This is a genomic window from Streptomyces kryoterrae (genome assembly GCF_054072135.1).
In genome coordinates, this window is sequence record NZ_CM133358.1 from 23446 (window position 1) to 40389 (window position 16944).

Below are 16944 nucleotides of genomic sequence, written 5' to 3' on the forward strand. Positions count from 1 at the left end.
CAGGCGAGTGAACGGTGCGGTTATGGGACGTCCTGAGCGGCCGGTGGATCCTCGGGCCGGTGCTGTGCAACGTTTCGCCCATGAGTTGCGGGTGCTACGCGATGCGGCCGGGAAGCCGACGTACCGGGTGATGGCCGGGCGGACGGACTTTTCGGTGAGCGTGCTGGCGCAGGCGGCGTCGGGTGAGCGGCTGCCGTCGCTGGCGGTGGTGCTGGCGTACGCGCGAGCGTGCGGGGCGGATCCGGCCGAGTGGGAGCTGCTGTGGAAGACCGCGGCCGAGGAAGCATCGGACGAGGAGGCGGCAGCACGCGAGGAGGAGAAGGAACAGCAGGCCCCTTACCGGGGGTTGGTGCGGTTCGAGCCCGGTGACCACGGGCTGTTCTTCGGCCGCGACCGGCTCGTGGCGCAGTTGTCGGAACTGGTGCACGAGCACCGGTTCGCGGTGGTGTTCGGTGCGTCCGGCAGCGGGAAGTCCTCCCTGTTGCGGGCCGGGCTGATACCCCTGCTTCAGCGGACCGTGCGGGAACCGGGGCGCCCGGCCGTACTCCGGGTGCTCACCCCGGGGGCCACTCCGGCGGCGACCCACGGCCGGCTGCTGGCCCCGCAGGAGGGCGAGCCGGACAGCTGGGTGGTCGTCGACCAGTTCGAGGAGATATACACGCTGTGCCGGGACCGGGCCGAGCGGGCGCGATTCATTGATCTGCTCCTGGCCGCCCGGGAACCGGGCAGCCGGTTGCGGGTGGTCGTCGCGGTACGGGCGGACTTTTACGGGCGGTGCGCCGAACACCGGGGGCTCGTGGATGCGCTGCGGGACGCCCAGCTGCTGGTCGGGCCGATGACCCCGGCGGAGTTGCGGGAGGCGGTCGTCAGGCCGGCCGCGGCCGCCGGGCTGCTGGTGGAGCGGGCGCTGACCGCCAGGCTCGTCGCAGAGGTCGTCGATCAGCCCGGCGCGCTGCCGATGCTCTCGCACGCCCTGCTGGAGACCTGGCGGCGGCGTCGGGGCCGGACCTTGACGATGACCGCCTACGAAGCGGCCGGCGGTGTGCACGGCGCGATCGCCGCCACCGCCGAACACGTCTACGGACAGCTGTCGCCCGCCCAGGCCAGGACGGCCCGGCAGGTGCTGCTCCGGCTCATCGAACCCGGACAGGGCGCCGCGGACACCCGGCGCCCGGTCAAGCGCGCCGAACTGGAGGAGTGGGCGGATCCCGAGGTGCCCGCGGTCGTCGAGCAACTGGCCCGCGCCCGGCTGGTGACCGCGGACGCGAACGGCGTGGAACTCGCCCATGAGGCCCTGATGACCTGCTGGCCGCGGCTGCGCGGCTGGATCGAGGAGGACCGCGAGCGGCTGCGCCACCACCGTCGCCTCACCGAGGCCGCCCGCACCTGGCAGGAACTCGGCCGCGACCCCGGAACCCTGTACCGGGGCACCCACCTGGTACGCGCTGAGGATTTCTTCGGGCGTCCCGGGCAGCGCGGCGAGCTGACCTCCTCCGAGCGGGCGTTCCTCGCCGCCGCGCTCGATGCCCGCGAAGCGGAACGCCGTGCCGCCACCCGGACCACCCGCAGGGCACGTCGCCTCGTCGCCGCACTCTCCGCCACCCTGGCTGTGGCGCTGATCGCCGGCATGGTCGCCTGGCAGCAGCACCGGACCAGCCGTCGGGAAGCAACCGACACGGCCGCCCGCCGGGTCGCCGCGGTCGCCGACGCGATGCGGACGACCGACCCCAGGACCGCCATGCTGCTCAGCGTCGCCGCCTGGCGGATCGCCCCTCTCCCCGAAACCCGTTCGGCTCTGCTCGGCGCCACCGCCCAAACCGAACTGGACGCCTTCACCGATTCCGGGCCCGGCAGCGGCGCCTTGCGCCTGCTCGTCGATTCCGGCCGTACGCTGCTCAGCTCGGACGGCCGGAAGTGGCAGACCTGGGACGTGGTCACGCACCGCCGTATCGCCTCGGGACGACTGCCGGACGGCCCGGTGACGGGGGCCAGTCCGGATGGCCGGGTGCTGGCCGTCGCTGCGGACAGCGGCACGGGCCTGTGGGACGCGTCGGCCGGGAAGTGGACCGGCGGTACCGGGCAGCGTCTGCCGTCGTCCGACATTCCCGGCTTCGGTTCCAGCAACCGCAGCTACCTGGTGAGCAACCTCGACAGCGATCAGGTGCAGCTGCGTTCCGTCGCGGACGGCCGGGTGCTGTTCCGGCCGGCGACGGACGACCCGGCGAACGTGGCCCTGAGCGCGGACGACCGGCTGGTGGCCGTCTGCCCCCACGCCGGTCCGATGACGGTCCGGGACATCGTCCGCCACCGCAGCCTCCCCGGCGGCTGGCGGCGTCCCGGAGCGAGCCACTGTGACGACGACAACTCGTGGCTCGCGTTCGATGACGGCGGCGACCGGCTCGCCGCCGTCTCCAGCGTCGGCGTGCGCGTCTGGGACACCGCTTCAGGACGGCAATTCGCCGATATCGCCGAACCGGACATCCAGAACATCGCCTTCAGCCACGACGGGGCATTCCTGGCGGTCTCAGGACACGACGAGATCACGGTGTGGCGGCTGTCGGCCCCCGACGCCCCGGTGTTCCGCCATCCTCTGAACGGACAGCTCCTCTACGGCGGTCTCGCCTGGGATCCCGGTCTGCCGGTCCTGCGCTACCTCGAGGGCAGCACCGTCCACTCCCTCGACCTCGGGGCGGCCCTCACCGCCCGGTGGAGCGGCCACCCCCTGGACAACGCGCTGCTCAGCCCGGACGGCGGCACGCTCGCCACCGCCGAGCGGTCCGGGAGCGGCTACCGTTTCCAGCTGCGCGACACCCGTGACGGGCACCTGCTTCGTACGCTGCCCTCACCCCCGTTGCCCGCCTCCCTCGATCCCGCCGAGCCGGTCCTGGAGCTGGACACACAGGACACCATGCCGCTGATGGCCTTCAGCCCCGACAGCACGGCCTTCACCTACAGCGTCTCCGCCCCGGGCCGCGAAGCCTCCCCCCAGCGGTTTGTCATCTGGGACCTGACCCGCAACCGCGAACAGACCACGCTGGACCTGGCGCACCAGTCATCCACCGCGGCAGTCCTCGCGGTCGTGCTCGGTCCCGGCGGCCGGACACTGGTGGCCTCCAGGACGCGCGACATCGGTCATCGGAGCGGCGAGGTGTGGAACACCGCACGCCGCAGCAGAGCGGCCCTGCTCAACGACCTCGGCAGTATCCACCTGGCCGTCCGCCCCGACGGCCGGTTGCTCGCCGGAGACGTGGACTTCACCGAGCTGCCGTCCGGCCCGGTCACCCGGCGCACCCTCAGCCAGGGCGAGCAGATCAACGCCCTGGCCTTCAGCCCCGACGGCTCCCGCATGGCGGCGGGTGACCTGACCGGCCGCGTAGCCCTGTGGGACGGAACCCTCCGCCACCGTACGGGCGTCCTGCCGAACCTCTTCCCGGCGGCGCTCGGTGACACCCCCGAAGCCGTCAACGCCCTTGCCTTCAGTCCCGATGGCAGCACTCTCGCCGTCGCCGGCGACTCCGGCACTCTCCAGCTCTGGGACACCGCCACCCAACAACCCCTCGGCGGCAACCTGCCCACCCCCGGCGAGCCCATTCGCTCCCTCGCCTTCAGCTCCGACAGCGCCACCCTCTACGCCACCAGCGACCACACTCCGCTCCAGCGGTACCCCATCACCCCCTCCCACGCCATCACCCGGGCCTGCACACGCACCGGCACCACCCTCACCGCGGCCCAATGGCACCTGTACATCCCCGACGCGCCCTACCACCCCGTCTGCGACACGCCCCGCCGACACTGACCACTGCTCCACCGCACCGGCGCCCGCGAGGCGGTCCGCGGCTGCGGCCGGGCCGGTACCGGCTCCAGCTGGTGTCGATGACGAGCCGCACCGCGTTCCCCGACGGTTGGCGTTCCCTGACGGTGGAGTGACCTCCGCCCGCCGAACAACCGTGTCGCCGGGCGGGCCGGGCACACGTATGCCGTTCCAGCCCCCGCGATCCCGCACGTGACACGACGGGCCGGATTCCAGGGAACGCGCCGCTGACCTGTTTGTTTACGCCCTTGAATCGGGTTGCCGGACAACTCACGGCCGCGAAAGATCGCTCGCACCCCCCCCTTGACCACCACCTACTCGATCTCACCCGCGTTTGGTCCCACCGAGCGAAGGAACTCGAAAATGGTCCCCACCCCTGTCAAGAAGTGGCTGCTCACCATCGCAGCCTGCGGCCTGGCGTTCAGCGGCCTGAGCCTGGCCTCCGCCACGACCGCGAGCGCGGCGAACGAGACGGACCTCAACGGCAAATACGACAACCTGCTCCCGAACATCTGCCAGGACGGCTCCAACCGGAGCGGCCAGAGCCTCTGGTACTACAACATCGTCACGCGCGAACTGCACGACAGGAGCTACGAGGGCAAGTCCCCGGTCTTCGACGTGATCGGCGGTCCTCGCGCGGCCAAGGCCTACCTGAACCCGAACTGGCGCGAGATCAGGGGCCACTGCTACTACCCCCAGTCGTCCTCCTGGACGTATGAGGCGTCCGAAACAGCCTGGTCCGAGCCGGCAAGCAACTGCGACAGCGGCGGCCCCCTCAACTACAACGTCTCCCAGAGCTACACCACGACGACGAGCACCACCAAGACGGTGGGCGGCAGCCTCACCGGTGTTGGCAAGATCGGCAAGATGTTCGAAGCCGGCGGCGGTGCCGAGTTCGAGTACTCGTGGTCCTACGGCAAGTCCGTCGGCTGGTCGCGCACTGTCGGCATGAGCGTCCCGTCCGGCAGGACGGAATGGTTCGGCGCGAGACCCCTCAAGCGCGTGGTGCGGATCAACCCGCACTTCTGGCTGGACAGCTACAGGTGGAACACCACCAAGGACGGCGACGGCTACCACACCACCCAGAACTGGGGCGGCTGGGGTTACAGGGCCATCGTGGACTATGACTACTACTACGACGGCACGGCCAATGTCCTCAACAGCAGCGGCCAGCCGCAGTTCCGCTTCATTCTCCACGGGCGCGCCAACACATGGAACGACTGCCACTGACACGTGGCGGCACCCCTGAGATCCGAAGTGCCCGCCGGCCTTGGGCCGGCGGGCACTTCGCCGTCCCCCGTCCTGGTGGTGATCCATGACGAAGAAGACGACCGGCTCCTGTACGTCGGTGTCAACGACCCGAACATCGACGACTCCTCGATCATGACGCCCACGGACCACGTCACGTCCTCCCCCATGACTCGTCACTCACGTCACTCGCCGGCATGCCGACGGGACACACGTCACCGAGCGATCCAGTGCGCTGAGTCCGTGGGAAGTCCGGGGTTGGACATCTCCGATGGTCAGTACCGGAAGAGAGCCTCAGCAGGGGGCGTCGGGACTGCTTGGGCCCAGCCCGGCGGGAGTCCCAGCCCGGGCATACTCGGCCGCCTTCCCAGGCGATATCGGCGGCCCTGACGCCATGGCGGAAGCAACGGGCGGTGCGTGATCCAGGGAAGATCCTGCCGAATGTGGCCCTCTCGGTCGCGCTCGGCGGGGACTGCCTGGCCGATGTCGGGATGCTGCGAGCGGAGCCGGGCGTGTTCGGGCCGGTGGCCTCCGATCCGATGGTCTCCCGGCTTGTCGACACCCTGGCAGGGGCCGGACCGAAAGCCCTTACGGCGATCCGGGCCGCGCGAGCCCAAGTCCGTGAATTTGTGTGGAAGTCGGCTGGTTTCTCGGCGCCGGACGCCGGCGGGCAGGTGATCGTGGACCCCGACGGGGTGCTTGTGCTGGCGCATTCCGAGAAGCAGGGCGCCGCCGCGACCTGGAAGAAGACCTTCGGACACCATCCCCTGATGGGCTTTGTCGCACGGCCGAGGCGGGAGAGGTGAGCCGGTCGCGTGCCTGCTGCGCCCCGGCAACGCGGGCAGCAACACCGCCCTCCGACCACATCACCAAGGCTCAACTCGCGCCGGCTCAGCTGCCCAAACACCATCGCCGTGGCCGGCGGACACTCATCCGTACCGACTCCCGCGGTGGCACCCATGAGTGTCGTGGCCTGGCTCTCCGCCCGCGCCGGTGGCTGTCGTACTCGGTCGGCATGACCATCACCGACGCCATCCACCAGGCCGTCTTGAAGGTCCCCGGCCTCCGCGTGGACGCCAGCCCTCGAGCCGGACGGCGAGACGCGTACCCCGCCGCCCCGTCGAGGACCAGAACCCCCTGCTCCCGCGACGCGGCGGTCCACAGGGCAACCGCGGCTGCGCACCTGTCGCGCATCGCGAGGGCCAGGTCGCGCGTCTCAGGGGAGAGATCCGAGCACAGATCCCGGAGACCACTGTCGGTGACGCCTCGTCACGTAGAGGCATGCCCCCTCTTCCCTCAGGCCTCACGGCCAGGTCACCCCTGCGCGAGAGCAGGCCAACGAGCAGATCCGCTGACTCACCGACGAGGACCCAAGAGAGAAAGGCTCCGCCGACTACGACCGCGCGCTGCTCGCATGGGCAGACGACTCCGACAACGTGCCCAGCAGGCCGTTCCCAGCCGACGGGGCACGTCACCAGCCAGGGCACCTGCGCGCATCGAGAACCAGACTGACGGCGTCCTTAGGGTGCCGCGATCGGCCGACGGCCAGAACATCACAGCGCTGTGGAAACCGCAGCTCGGAGGCAGTCTCCCCGGTGCCGGGAAGGCGGCCTCCGGGATTGTTCGGAGTGATGGGAAGGGCTCGCCTGACAACATCCCGGCCCTGACGATCGAGCAGGAATCCGGAATTCCGGATCCCCCCTCTCACGTAACGGAGATCTCCCATGGCCTCTCGCCTGTTGCAGCGCCTGGGCACGTCCCTCGCCGTGCCCGCTCTCGTGGTCGGCGCGTTCGCGCTGGCCGACCCTTCGCATGCGCACTCGACGTCCTCGAAGGCGTCCAGCACTCTTACCCTGAGCACCAAGCACACCGAGCTCTCGGCCTCGACCTGGTACCTCGCCCACTGGGACGTCGACGCCAGCGGCGAGGGCTACGCCCACACGATCAACCACCTGCGGTCCATCATCGACGCGCACGGCGGTCACCGGGAGACCGTCCAGCGCGGCGGCCGGAACCTCGCCGTCGACGTCACCCCGGGCGCCAACGCGGACCACGCGTACATCGACCTCACGGTGACGACAGCCGGTGCGACCGTCCACCTGATCATCAGAGTCAGCGACATGTACGTCGTCGGGTGGCACTTCTATTCTCCCCAGTACGGCAATGCGTACATCCCGCTCACCGCCGACCACCCCGAGGACATACCCGCCGCCGTCCTGAGCCCCACGCAGAACGGGTTCGGGCAGTGGGGCGACATGGTCGGCCACGAGAACTACAGCGACCTCGCCAGATTGGCCGGCACACGGCTGGAGGACCTCAGCCTGAGTCACCAGAACCTCCGGCAGGCCATCTTCGACCTGCGGCAGAACCCGCAGAACCCCTCGGCGAACGTGCTGCGGACCAAGTCGGTCGGCATCCTCCGCCTGATCATGGCCATCTCCGAGGGCACCCGCTTCCGCCCGATCGCCGCCGACCTCGGCCGCCAGCTCACCACCGGCGGCCAGACCCACCTGTCCCGCTATGTCGAGCTGATCCGCAACTGGGCCAACCTCAGCCGGATCTTCACCAACCCGGGCGGCGTCTTCAACCATGTCCACACGGCCGGCTGGGGCGACATCCGCGACCGCTCGGCCGCAGCCGCCGTCCTGATGGTCGCGCTCGCCGCCCGCCCCGTTTCCAGCATCAAGAACGAACTGTAAGACCCCCGGCTCGCCGCCGTCGCCGCCCTGTCTCTTGACACCGGCGTCGCCGCTCACCTCGGCGCCCACCGCAGGCGCCGCCGTGAGCGGCGAGTTCAACCTCGTCCGGGTCATCGACAGCCCGCTCCCGCCCCCCGCGCCCGCTGCAGCGGGCGCGGGGGGCGGCGCCTGCTCGCCGGCCGGCCAAAACGATCGGACGGTCAGGCGTTCGGCCCTCGGCGACTGTCGCAGTCAAGTCAGCGAGGCCGTGTGGGTACAGGTCTCGGCCGTGCGGCGGAGCTCATCTCGGGTCCACCACCGGTACTCGCGGATGTTGTCGGGTTGCGTGGCACGCTCCGAACGCACGTCGCCCGGGGAAATGCGCGCGAGGAAGTACCGATCGACCTGACGAACCTCACGCCCGCCCACGAGGTGGTCCTTGGTGCGTTCCGCGAGCTGCCTGCCCGGTTCGACCGTTGTCTCGTCGATGCGAAGCTCTTCGCGCAACTCGCGGAACGTGCCGTGGCGTGGTCTTCTCCATCCTCGAAGGAGCCACCGGGTGTGGCCCAGAAGCCGCCGTTCTCGTCGTAGCGAAGGAGAAGGACGCGCTGATCCTCGTCGAGGAGGATGGCGCGGGCGGCTTCCCTCACGGATGGGGTGGAGGTCGTCATGTCTCCATAGTGGCAAGCCCCTGTTGAGCGTCAGGCGCGCTCGACGAGGTAGTTCCCGACGCAGGCCGCGTCCAGGTCGCGGGCCTGAAGCTCACCGCGGCCCGCCTCACCGCCGTCGCCGACACCGGTCTGCTCCCCGCCGACCTGCACGAGATGGCCGTGTACTACCGGGCGAAGACCGAATGCGACCTCCACTACGGAACCTCCCGCCAGGGCGTGCGGCCGGTTGCCGACGACGGCGGTGGCCTTGCCCCGGCGCGGCCGGCCACCTGGGGCCCAGCCAGGATGCGCCAGCAAGGGACAGCAGCCCACGGCGTGCGTGACAGCCCCCGGCCAGGGTGGTGCCGATCTCCGTGTCCCACGAACGAGAGTCCCTGTACTGCGGCCGCTCAGGAGAATTTCGGCGCCTGCCACCGTGACGCCTCGCACGGGCAGCGTTGCACCTGTGGCCGCATGGGCCCGCAGCTGCCAGGCTCTGACTGTCCAAGTGCACTATGCGGTGGGGGTGTTGGGTGCAGTCGTTGACCGCTGAGGATCCGCGGCAGGTAGGCGCGTACCGGCTGCTGTACCGCCTTGGTGAGGGCGGCATGGGGAGGGTGTACCTCGGTCGGGCGCCGGGCGGTCAGACGGTGGCTGTCAAGATGGTGCATGCGGGGCTGGCCGGCGCGCAGGGCTTCCGGGAGAGGTTCGCGCGGGAGATACGTGTGTCGCGTGAGGTCTCCGGGCCAGGAACGGTGTCGGTGCTGGCCGCCGACGCGGATGCCCCGATTCCGTGGTTGGCCTCCGCCTATGTTCCAGGTCCGTCCCTCGCTGAAGCCGTCCACGACCACGGACCGCTACCCGAGCAGGCCCTATGGCGGCTGCTTGCCGGGCTGGCGCTGGCCCTGAGCACGGTGCATGGTTGCGGTCTGGTGCACCGCGATCTCAAGCCGACGAACGTTCTGTTGTCCTCGCATGGGCCGTTGCTGATCGATTTCGGGATCGCCCGGGCAGCCGACGACACGGCCCTCACCGCAACAGGGTTGTTAGTGGGTTCCGCCGGCTACATGTCACCGGAACAGGCACATGGGGAGCAGGTGAGCCCCGCAAGCGACATCTTCTCGCTCGGGGCGGTGCTGACCTTCGCCGCCTTGAAGAGGGGCCCGTTCGGCAACGGCTCGCCACCGGAACTGCTGTACCGGGCGGTCCACGACGAACCGAACCTGAACGGCATACCGGAGGACTACGCCACAGTGGTGGGCGACTGTCTGGCCAAGAGAGCGTCGGACCGTCCCTCTCCAGAGGACCTGTTGGCCCGAGCGGAGGAACACCGTACGGACGGGCCCTGGCTGCCCGGCCCCCTCATCCTGGCGATCGCCCGGAAAGCGGAGCAGCTCCTCTGCGTGGAGGCCGAGGACGACGCCACAAGGGCGGGGACAGGCGGCGGGCCACCGCCTCGTACAGCAGTCATCACCGAGGTCGACTCCGGTTCCCGCGCGGACCCCGCACACCAGAAGCCCCCTGCCGCCTCCCGGCCGTGGACTTCGCCGTCGTCCGCCCATCCCGCCTCCATCCCGCCTCCAACCGCGCCTCCCACGTACCGGCCACCCGCACAGCCCCGCCCGGCAGGACCGAGGGCCCTGCCGGCTCATCCCGGGCCGCGGCGACAGGTCGTCTGGGTAAACCCGTGGGTGCGGCGCGGGCCGCTGAGCCACCCGCTGCTGAGCCTGTTCGGACTGTCACCCGCAGCCGTTCTGCTGGTGACTGGGGCCAGCCTGAAGGCGCTCGTTCGCGATCACCCGACAAGTTCAGTGGGCACGGGGTGGGAGGACCTGACCGAGTGGGCGATGACGGACGACGGATGGCGGCTGCCGTCAATGCTGATCCTCATCGCCATGCTGATCGTGCTGCAGTACTTCCGCGCCCGGCTTGAGCGGTATCCGGTGACCGTCACCCGGACCTGGACTGTCGTCATCGGGTGCTTCTGGCTCCTGCTGACGGGGACAGTTGTCGCGAACTTCCTCTGGCTCATAGGGACGGCCGCAGGTGCCGAGGCGGACGCGGGCAACAACGGGCTCCTCTTCGTCAGGGGGCTCATGACCGCAGTCCTGTTCCTGGACGGCCTCGTGGTGGTACCGGTCGCTGTGGCGGCCCTCATCCGGGTGCTCCGCGGCGTTGTCGGCGACGTGGCGCGTCCCGTACCCACTTGATTTTTGCGGGTGTCCAGACGGCGCTGCCCGGTGGTGATGCCTGCCTCATCCGGGGCGAGTCGGCAGTGCTGCCCGCCCGAACCCCCGGCGCGCGGCCGGGGGTTCGGGCGGGCAGCGGATTACGGCGGCGCGGCTCGCTGGCGATCGGCGTACTCCTTGAGCCGGATCTCAGCGTCCAGCGGCTCGCCGCGCTGGAAACCGAGACCGCTGTCTGCCGCACCGGCGCACACGTCCGGGGTTGTTCGCAGCATCTTCCTCAGCCGAGGCCGAGCCGGCTCAGTGCGGTGGTCCAGTCGGTGACCATCGCCTTCTGCGCGGCGGCGAGGGTGACCGTGCCCTTGCAGACCGCGGTGTGCAGCTTCGTCTCCACCGGGTCCTTCGCGTTGTTGACCCCCGAGCCCTTCTTGTGACCGGGATCGGCCGGCTCCACCCACAAGTTGCGGTAGTCGTTCGGGTCCCCGCCCAGCTGCAGACTGATCAGGTGGTCGTACTCGGCATCCGACATGCGGCCGGTAAAACCGTAGGAGGCCGCGCTCAGCTTCTTCTCTCTGCCGGTAACGGACGTGGAGGGCCGGATGCCGGAGGTGTAGCCGCCCTTGCGGCAGATCGTCGACTTCAGATTCGACTGCGTGACCGCCGGAGAGACCGCGCCCGGCGTGCACCTCGGGTCCTCGAGCGGCTCGCCCATGAGATACCGGTAGTGGCAACTGCCCGCGGCCGGCTGCTTCTGCACCGTGTACGTCTTCTGCGGACCCGCCCCCACCGCGATCGCCCTCCCGGCCCCGCCGGCACCCGACGGCTCCGCCGCACCACTCGCACTCCCCGACGGCACAGAGCCGCCCAGCGAAGTAGGAGAACAGCCCGCGAGCACCAGGCAGGTGAACAGGACGGACGAAGCGGCACGGCGGGTAGAACGCATGACGGCCCCTCACAGGCAGACGATAGTTGAGCAGATGCTGCCCTACCCGGCTGCCGCCCTACCGCACGGGGTACCGCACGAAGACGCACGCCCCTCCGCACGGTGCAGCGCTGGCTGCGGACAGGCGACGGGCCCTGGGCGCCTACGATGCCGCGGCCGTCCGCTGCGGTGCCGTCCGTACGGCCCAAGAACTTGCGGGGAGTCAAGCCCGGTCAGGCGTCGACGAACTCCTTGAGCATCTCCTCCAGGTCGGCCAGTGTGTCCGCAGCCGGTGTCCCGTAGCGCGCCGCGCGGATGGTGATGCAGGTGGCGGCGAAGTCGGCAAGTTCGAGGATCAGGTCGAAGAACTCTCCCTGGTCCCGGGCGAACGTGGTCCCCAGCACTTCGCCCGCGCCGGCCTGGTCCACGAGCAGGCCTTGGACGACCGACAGCGCGTTGAGCTTCGGACCGCCCTCTGCCGCCCCGCGATCGGAGGCTTCCTCGATGGCGCTGAGGAACTCGTCGATCGTCTGCTCTGTCTCGTCGGAGAGCACGAGCGCGAGCCCGGTCGCAGCGGCCGCCGCGCCGGTCGCGAGCAGGAAGATGCGGTCGGTACCGTTCTCGTCCGCATCAGCGCGCGCGGCAGCCGACACAACGCGACCGGCGGGCGAGTCGGCGGGGCGCCGCGCGGCGCGGCTTGCCGGATCCATCGAGGCGCGGATCAGTTCCATGACAGGTTCGTGAGACATCGTCATCTCCCCATCCTGGCGCGCGAGTTCACCCAGATGTAGGAAAAGGCGAATCCTCCGCGCACCGGGCATGAGTGGCGTGCGGCGCCCGAGCCGGCTTCCTGCCCCTCCTTCCACACTCGGGACTACGAGTCCACGAGGTAGACCTTTCCTCCGATCATGAGCGGGGCATCGGCGGGCCCCTTGTTGTAAGGGCCGCGCCAGATCACCCGGTGCTCCTGGAGGCTGGGGGCGAACATGTAGCGGCCGACGAAGTCGTCGTACGGGTCGTCCACGCGGCCGCCACCCCATTCGCCTTTCTCGGGAACAGGCTCGGAGCGCCACTGGGAGGCCTGGGTGAGAGCCATTTGCAGTCGGCGGTGGTGCTCGGACAGGTCGGCGAGCATCTCGGTGCTCTCCTCCGCCAGGCACGCATCGCCACGCATCCCGTACATGCCGTCCGGCATCAGCGGCGGCAGAGGTCTCCCGGACGCGCGCGCCTGGGAGACCGCCTGTCGCCAACCGGCCGGCTGTACCGGCCCGTCGCGGTCCATGAACGTCGTCACCCGCACCCCGGGGTACTGCGCCGTGGGCAGGATCTGGTGCTGGGTGACGAACTGCCGGCCGAACGCCTTCGTATCCGACAGTGAGCCGGTGCGACCACGACCACGACCGGCTCCGGCAGCACCAGCAGCCCGGTACGCACGAGAATGTCCCTGTCACGGCCCAGGGTGCTGACATCGGTCGGTTCAAGCGTGGCGGCCGCGGCCATGACCGCGGCGTGCGCGGCCGGAGAGATGACGAGGACCTCCGCCTGCCGCAAGAGCTTCCCCATCTGGCGTATCTGCCACGCAGCAGCCTCCCCAGCCGATCGGGGCCACGGTGGGCGGGCACCCCTGTTTTCCAGCGTCATCGACAGCGCCGCGTCCCGCCCCGAGCCCTCGGGCCTGTCGACCAAGTCCCCGAGATCGCTCTGGAGCAGCACACTACGCAGCTCGCGGATGACGTTGTCGTTGTTGGAGGCGAGCCTCATCTGCACCCACTGATTACCGGTCAAGCGCCGCTGTGTCTGCTCTCGCAGGCGGTACGCCGCCCGTGCCGCAGCGGCAGCCGTCCGCTGCCCAGCCTGGTCCCTGCTGCGTTCCCGCTTCTCCCGGCTCGCCTTGCCCACCTACAGCCTCCCCACGGCCAGTCTCCGGAGCCTTACCCGACCCCATGGATCGGGACACGACGCGATCCAGCCGATGGATGGTGGAACGCCGAGTTCGCAGCGGCGCCGGCCCGTCACCACCTGGGGCGAAGCGGCCCGCCGCTCGAGCCGGCCGGCACTCCTCGGGGCCGCGGCGCGCGCAGCCGCGGCCCCGCTGCCCGTACGGTCAGCGCGGACACGGCCCTGCAGTTCCTCAGGGAGGCGCACGGTGAGCTGGACACCGGCCACAGGCCGTCCGCGGCCTCCCTGGACGCCTCCGGCATATGGGCCCCGACCGCGGCTTACACCGCCGCCGAGGCCCATATGCCCTCTGCCGCCCAGCAGTTCGCAGCCCTGGCCGAACAGACCGCAGCCCGCCTTGCCCGCGGCCGCGGGCGGGGAGCTGTCGCCGGCGCAGTGCGTGCTGTACGCGGGCGTTGCCGGGCCCTGCTTTAGAAGGTCAGGTTCCAGGCGTCGATCTTGCCTGTGTCGGAGGCGGCGTTGTCGTTGACGCGCAGCTTCCAGGTGCCGTTCGCGACCTCCGAGGAGGCGTTCACGGTGTAGGTCTGGGCGATGTTGTCGGCGCTGCCGCCCGCGTGGTTGTGCAGCGTGTAGACGGTGCCGTCCGGCGCCACCAGGTCGACTTTCAGGTCACCGATGTAGGTGTGCTTGATGTCCACACCCACCTTGAGGGTGGCCGGGGCGTTGCCGCTCACGCCGGTGACGGCGATCGGACTCTCCACGGTCGCGTTGTCGTTGACGGCGAAGTCCGCGAGGTTCTCGAAGTACTGGCCGGGCGGCGGGGTGGTCCCGACGGCCTTGAGGGCGTCGGCCTGTCCCTCGCCGAAGAACGCGTTGTTGGCCGTCGTGCCCGTGCAGCGGCTGTCCGAGGGGCAGGCGATGTCGTTGGCCTGGGCGGCCAGCTTGGCTCGGATCTCCGCCGGGGTGATGCCCGGGTTGGCGCTGGCGATGAGTGCCGCCACGCCGACCACGTGCGGGGTGGCCATCGAGGTGCCGCTCTTGCTGCCGTAGCCGCCGCCGGGGACGGTGGAGTACACGCTGCTGCCCGGCGCCGCGATGTCGATGACGCCCTGCCCGTAGTTGGAGAACGAGGCCTTGGTGACGCCCGTGCCGTTGGCCGCGACCGTGACCACGCCCGGCAGCTCGGTCGGGATGTCGAGGCAGGCGTTGGTGATGGTGCGGGTGACCGGCGTCGAGTCGTTCGGGCTCGCGGAGTCGGTCGTCTTGTGGGCGAGGTCGTAGTTCTCGTTGCCCGCGGCGGCGATCTGGAGGGAGCCCTTGCCCTCGGCGTACTCCTGGGCGCGCTTGACGCCCTCGATGATGGCGGCCTGGTCGATGTTGTCCGGGCAGTTGAACTGCCACGGGTCCGTGTAATAGCTGTTGTTGGTGACCTTGAAGCCGTGGTCACCGGCCCAGACGAAGCCACAGATGGTGTTCTCGGCGAAGAAGAAGGCGTTGCCCGGCTCGGCGACCCGGACCGCGGCGATCGTCACCCCGGGGGCCACGCCGACGACGCCCTTGCCGTTCTTGGCGGCGGCGATGGTGCCCGCCACGTGGGTGCCGTGCGTGTCGACGTCCCGCCAGGCGCCGGCACGGGTGTCGGGCTTGCCGTAGGCGCAGGAGACCGAGTCGGCCGCGTCGAAGTTGGGCGCCAGGTCCTGGTGCTGGTCGTCCACACCGGTGTCCAGGATGCCGACCTTGACCGAGGCGGAGCCCGGGTTCACGGCCCAGGCCTGGTCGGCCTTGATCTGGCTCATGTCGGCCCGGACCGGTTCTCCGGCCGGGGTCGAGGCCTGAGCCGGATTGGCCGGGAGCGCCGGGTTGTAGGCGTCGGCCGGGACGTCCGAGGTGCGCGTGGCGCCGACCTGCTGCACGCCGGAGACGCCGCGCATGGTGGCGGCGAATCCGCTGGACGCCGAGTGGGCGACGATCACGCCGATGGCGTCGAAGTTCGAGAAGACGGTGCCACCGTTGGCGGCAATCGCGGAGCGGACCGCCGAACTGTCACCGGGGGCGGTGATCACGAGGTAGGCACGCGTGCCGGCCACCCAGGCCGCACTCTGGGAAGCCGGCACGGCGGCCGGAGCGTGGGCCTTGGCGGCGGGCGCGGTGGAGGGGACGACGGGGAGCGTGCCCGCGAGGGCGCCCGGGGCGCCGAACGCGAGGGCGGCGCCGAGCGTGGCCGCCAGCACCAGCGTGCGTCTGGGTCGGCTGGATATGTGGGGTATCAATGCGTCCTCCGGAGACGGCCCGGCCGTGCTGAGCGCACCGGCCGGGCCGTACGAAACGAGTGGTGGATGCAAGATGTCAGACGGGTCCTCCTGTACGGAAGTACCTTTCCGCGCCGCGACGTTACAGGGGCATGGCTGAAAAGCCCCCCTGGGGGTGCCGGCGCAGTACCGGATGGCCACCACCGAGCAGATACACCGGGTGATCGCTCCCTGTGTGCGTATCGAGCAGACCCGGCGGCGGACGGCCCGGCTGCGCGTGGAGGGGCTGGTCGACCGCATCACCCTGCCGCAAGCCGGCCGGACCCGGGTGTGGTTCCCCACGGCGTACGGCGTGCAACTCGCCTCCGAGTGGCCCGAGATACGCGGGCGGCGGCTCTTCAGGACCGTGTCCGATCCGACCGCCGTGCGGCTGAAGGCCGGACACGCTGACCGTGACCGCTCGTCTTCCTCGAGGACGCACGCAGCCGCGGCGATGTGTGCGAGCCGATGGACTGGATCCCCGAGGTCCACCACCCGATCGGGAGCGGCGAGGCCGTCATCCCCGACGCGCTCCTGTACTGCCTGCGCGGCCCCGCCGACGCAGACAACGGTTCGATGCTGCGGGCTTTCGTGGAAGTCGACCGGGCCACCATGGGCCCCGAACGCCTCGCCGCCAAGCTGACCCGCTGGCCGACTGCTCCAGCACGGCCCCTCCGCACCCGTGTGGCATCCCGTCCACGACCCCGGCCAGCGAGTCCGCTGGCCGGAGCCCGGGCATCGCCAGACCTGACGTACGGCCGCCGCGGACACGGCACGGATCTGTACTCCGCTTCGCCGGCAGCCCCTCCGCAGCGAAGTAGTCGGCCACCAGGCCCGCACGTATCCGCCCCTTGTCGACCTGGTCAGCAACGTGCCCGAGCGCCTACGGCCGACCGGTCGAGGCAACACGAGGGACACTACGAGAAGCACCAAGAGCGGCAACACGATAAGCAACCAGCCGCTTCGCGCGAATCGGGTCCGAGGGGGTGACGGGCGACGGGCGTAGCGCGCCAGGCGCAGCAGTGGGCCGGGCAGAACTTCGGGCGAGAAGGCGCTGACCGCGATCCGCGCCGCACATTCCGAAGTCCGCAAACGCGTCTGGGGGTTGGCCGGTCATCAGGCTCCGGATGCCCGGCGGACAGGTGATCGTGGGCCTGGACGGGGTCCTGGTCGTCGCGTACTCGGACAAGCAGGACGCGGCTGCGACCTGGAAAAAGGGCCACACGGACGAAGACGTCGTCGTCCGTGTGGCCCACCCGATC

At 70.2% G+C, this 16944-nt stretch carries 13 protein-coding genes and 2 pseudogenes; 7 read left to right on the forward strand and 8 right to left on the reverse strand.

The window, feature by feature from the left end; translation table 11 throughout:
• Window positions 1-91: 91 nt before the first annotated feature.
• The 4 genes and pseudogenes from ACW4TU_RS00140 to ACW4TU_RS00155 all read left to right on the forward strand — a co-directional run bounded on the left by ACW4TU_RS00140 (window position 92) and on the right by ACW4TU_RS00155 (window position 7758).
• Window positions 92-3796: an nSTAND1 domain-containing NTPase gene (locus tag ACW4TU_RS00140; RefSeq protein WP_457423323.1), complete on the forward strand. Its 3705-nt coding sequence runs from the start codon at window positions 92-94 to the stop codon at window positions 3794-3796.
• 378 nt (window positions 3797-4174) lie between these two features.
• Complete coding sequence (locus ACW4TU_RS00145) at window positions 4175-5041, forward strand: hypothetical protein (protein WP_457423325.1); 867 nt, start codon at window positions 4175-4177, stop codon at window positions 5039-5041.
• 386 nt (window positions 5042-5427) lie between these two features.
• A pseudogene (locus tag ACW4TU_RS00150) lies at window positions 5428-6165 on the forward strand (transposase); the annotation flags it as partial.
• Window positions 6166-6783: 618 nt separating this feature from the next.
• On the forward strand, window positions 6784-7758 hold the full coding sequence (locus ACW4TU_RS00155; protein WP_457423327.1) for a ribosome-inactivating family protein: 975 nt from the start codon (window positions 6784-6786) through the stop codon (window positions 7756-7758).
• Window positions 7759-7989: 231 nt separating this feature from the next.
• On the opposite strand, the gene ACW4TU_RS00160 is transcribed toward ACW4TU_RS00155, so the two are convergent.
• Window positions 7990-8244 (reverse strand): NUDIX hydrolase, encoded by a 255-nt coding sequence (locus ACW4TU_RS00160; protein WP_457430746.1) that lies wholly within the window; start codon window positions 8242-8244, stop codon window positions 7990-7992.
• A gap of 194 nt (window positions 8245-8438) precedes the next feature.
• Window positions 8439-8603 carry a hypothetical protein gene (locus tag ACW4TU_RS00170; protein ID WP_457423329.1) on the reverse strand — a complete coding sequence of 55 codons (165 nt, stop codon included), beginning with the start codon at window positions 8601-8603 and terminating at the stop codon, window positions 8439-8441.
• Between the two features lie 392 nt (window positions 8604-8995).
• Here ACW4TU_RS00170 and ACW4TU_RS00175 point away from each other — a divergent pair, with 392 nt between their 5' ends.
• Window positions 8996-10597: a serine/threonine-protein kinase gene (locus ACW4TU_RS00175; RefSeq protein WP_457430619.1), complete on the forward strand. Its 1602-nt coding sequence runs from the start codon at window positions 8996-8998 to the stop codon at window positions 10595-10597.
• A 119-nt stretch (window positions 10598-10716) separates the two neighbouring features.
• Here the strand turns inward: ACW4TU_RS00175 and ACW4TU_RS00180 are convergent, their stop codons facing one another.
• The 6 genes from ACW4TU_RS00180 to ACW4TU_RS00205 all read right to left on the reverse strand — a co-directional run bounded on the left by ACW4TU_RS00180 (window position 10717) and on the right by ACW4TU_RS00205 (window position 15625).
• Window positions 10717-10848 carry a hypothetical protein gene (locus ACW4TU_RS00180; RefSeq protein WP_457423331.1) on the reverse strand — a complete coding sequence of 44 codons (132 nt, stop codon included), beginning with the start codon at window positions 10846-10848 and terminating at the stop codon, window positions 10717-10719.
• A gap of 5 nt (window positions 10849-10853) precedes the next feature.
• A complete protein-coding gene (locus tag ACW4TU_RS00185; RefSeq protein WP_457423333.1) occupies window positions 10854-11516 on the reverse strand; it encodes a hypothetical protein in 663 nt (220 codons plus the stop codon).
• A 212-nt stretch (window positions 11517-11728) separates the two neighbouring features.
• Window positions 11729-12226 carry a hypothetical protein gene (locus ACW4TU_RS00190; protein WP_457423335.1) on the reverse strand — a complete coding sequence of 166 codons (498 nt, stop codon included), beginning with the start codon at window positions 12224-12226 and terminating at the stop codon, window positions 11729-11731.
• 143 nt (window positions 12227-12369) lie between these two features.
• The gene (locus ACW4TU_RS00195) at window positions 12370-12789 is read right to left on the reverse strand and encodes a hypothetical protein (protein ID WP_457423337.1); all 420 of its coding nucleotides are present in this window, start codon (window positions 12787-12789) and stop codon (window positions 12370-12372) included.
• On the reverse strand, window positions 12786-13280 hold the full coding sequence (locus ACW4TU_RS00200; RefSeq protein WP_457423339.1) for a hypothetical protein: 495 nt from the start codon (window positions 13278-13280) through the stop codon (window positions 12786-12788). Before ACW4TU_RS00200 ends, ACW4TU_RS00195 begins: the two co-directional genes overlap by 4 nt.
• 584 nt (window positions 13281-13864) lie before the next feature.
• On the reverse strand, window positions 13865-15625 hold the full coding sequence (locus ACW4TU_RS00205; RefSeq protein WP_457430620.1) for a S8 family peptidase: 1761 nt from the start codon (window positions 15623-15625) through the stop codon (window positions 13865-13867).
• 525 nt (window positions 15626-16150) lie between these two features.
• Between ACW4TU_RS00205 and ACW4TU_RS00210 the strand changes: the two genes are divergently transcribed.
• Both ACW4TU_RS00210 and ACW4TU_RS00215 read left to right on the forward strand, forming a co-directional pair.
• A complete protein-coding gene (locus ACW4TU_RS00210) occupies window positions 16151-16672 on the forward strand; it encodes a replication-relaxation family protein (protein ID WP_457423341.1) in 522 nt (173 codons plus the stop codon).
• A 49-nt stretch (window positions 16673-16721) separates the two neighbouring features.
• A pseudogene (locus ACW4TU_RS00215) lies at window positions 16722-16938 on the forward strand (IS1380 family transposase); the annotation flags it as partial.
• Window positions 16939-16944 lie beyond the last annotated feature (6 nt).